The organism is Streptomyces sp. B93 (genome assembly GCF_018070565.1).
Taxonomy (GTDB): Bacteria; Actinomycetota; Actinomycetes; order Streptomycetales; family Streptomycetaceae; genus Streptomyces.
On sequence record NZ_JAGPXL010000108.1, the window covers coordinates 1 to 1,664 of the forward strand.

General features: G+C 69.7%; 2 protein-coding genes. Both read right to left on the minus strand.

Translation table 11 applies throughout. The features are described 5' to 3' along the window. The coding region (locus KBY47_RS36115) for an ABC transporter permease (RefSeq protein WP_210928863.1) at positions 1–872 on the minus strand (872 nt) is incomplete at its 3' end. Further along, on the minus strand, positions 859–1,647 hold the full coding sequence (locus tag KBY47_RS36120; protein ID WP_210928865.1) for an ABC transporter ATP-binding protein: 789 nt from the start codon (positions 1,645–1,647) through the stop codon (positions 859–861). The genes KBY47_RS36120 and KBY47_RS36115, both read right to left, overlap by 14 nt. Positions 1,648–1,664: the final 17 nt, after the last annotated feature.

A 1,664-nucleotide genomic window follows, 5' to 3' on the forward strand; every position in this document is an offset into this window, starting at 1 on the left:
CCGCGGCTGCGGAGGACGTGGCGTTCGAGTGGGCTGAAGATGAGCAGGTCGATGGTGATGCCGACGGTGAGGATGAGGAGGATGGCGAGGAAGACCATGGGCATGCTGCTGTTGTTGCGGCCGTTTTCGAGGAGTTGGCCCAGGCCGATGCCGAGGTCGGGGGAGGAGGCGATGATCTCGGCGGCCATCAGGGAGCGCCAGGAGAAGGCCCAGCCTTGTTTGAGTCCGGAGACGTAGCCGGGGAGGGCGGCGGGCATGACGATGTGCCGGGTGTGGTTGAGGCCGGTGGCGCCGAGGGTGCGTCCGGCGCGCAGGTAGAGGGGTGGGATCTGGTCGACGCCGGAGACGAGGCCGTTGGTGATGGAGGGGACGGCGCCGAGGAGGATGACGGCGTACATCATCGAGTCGTTGAGGCCGAGCCAGATGACGGCGGGGGGTACCCAGGCGACGGAGGGCAGGGACTGCAGGCCGGAGAGGATGGGGCCGATGGCGGCGCGGACGAGGGGGATGCGGGCGACGATCAGGCCGAGGGGGGTGCCGATGGCGAGGGCGAGGAGGAAGCCGAGCAGGCCGCGGGAGACGGAGGTCCAGATGTACTCGTGCAGGGTGCCCTGGAGCCAGGCGGTGCGCAGTTCGGCTGCGACGTCGGTGGGGGAGGGGAGTTTGTAGGCGGGGGTGATGTGCGCCCAGACCAGGACCTGCCAGACGGCCAGCACCAGCAGGATGGCGACGGTGGGGGGCAGTACCTTCCGCGTGAGGGTGGTGCGCAGGGGGGTGCGGGTGGTGGGGGTGGTCTCCAGGGCGTCGAGGCCTGCTTCGAGTCCGGCGAGGTCGCCGGTGTCCTTGGGGGTGGTGGTGTCAGTGCTGGCCATGGCGGCGGATCTCCCCACGGAGTTCTTCGGTGATCTCGAGGGACAGTTCGGCGACGGCGGTGTCCTCGATGCGGCGGGGCTGGGGGATGTTGATGGTCCACTGGCGGGCGATGCGGCCGGGGCGTGAGGAGAGCAGGACGACGCGTTGGGCGAGGCGGACGGCTTCGCGGACGTTGTGGGTGACGAAGAGGACGGACAGGCTGGTGTCCTGCCAGATGCGGGTGAGTTCGTGGTGGAGGACGTCGCGGGTGATGGCGTCGAGGGCGGCGAAGGGTTCGTCCATGAGCAGGAGTTGGCTGTCCTGGGCGAGGGCGCGGGCCATGGCGACGCGTTGGCGCATGCCGCCGGAGAGTTCGTGGACGCGTTTGCCGTGGGCGCCTTTGAGGCGGACGAGTTCGAGGAGTTCCTCGGCGCGTTCGCGGCGTTCGGGTTTGGGTGTGCCGCGTAGTTTGAGGGCGAGTTCGATGTTCTTGCCCGCGGTGAGCCAGGGGAAGAGGGCGTGTTCCTGGAACATCAGGGCGGGGCGGCCGGGGGTGGTGATGGTGCCGGTGGTGGGCTGGTCCAGGCCTGCGACGAGGTTGAGCAGGGTGGACTTGCCGCAGCCGGAGGCGCCCAGGAGGGTGACGAACTCGCCGGGGGCGACGGTGAGGGAGATGTCGTCGAGGACGGGCTGCGCCCCCGAGGGGCCGGGGAAGGTCTTGGAGACGTGGGTGATGCGCGCGGCGTGTTCCACGGACGTGTCCGTGTCGGCGGCCTTGGCGAGGGCGGTTGCCATGGTCGTCACCTCCTGGG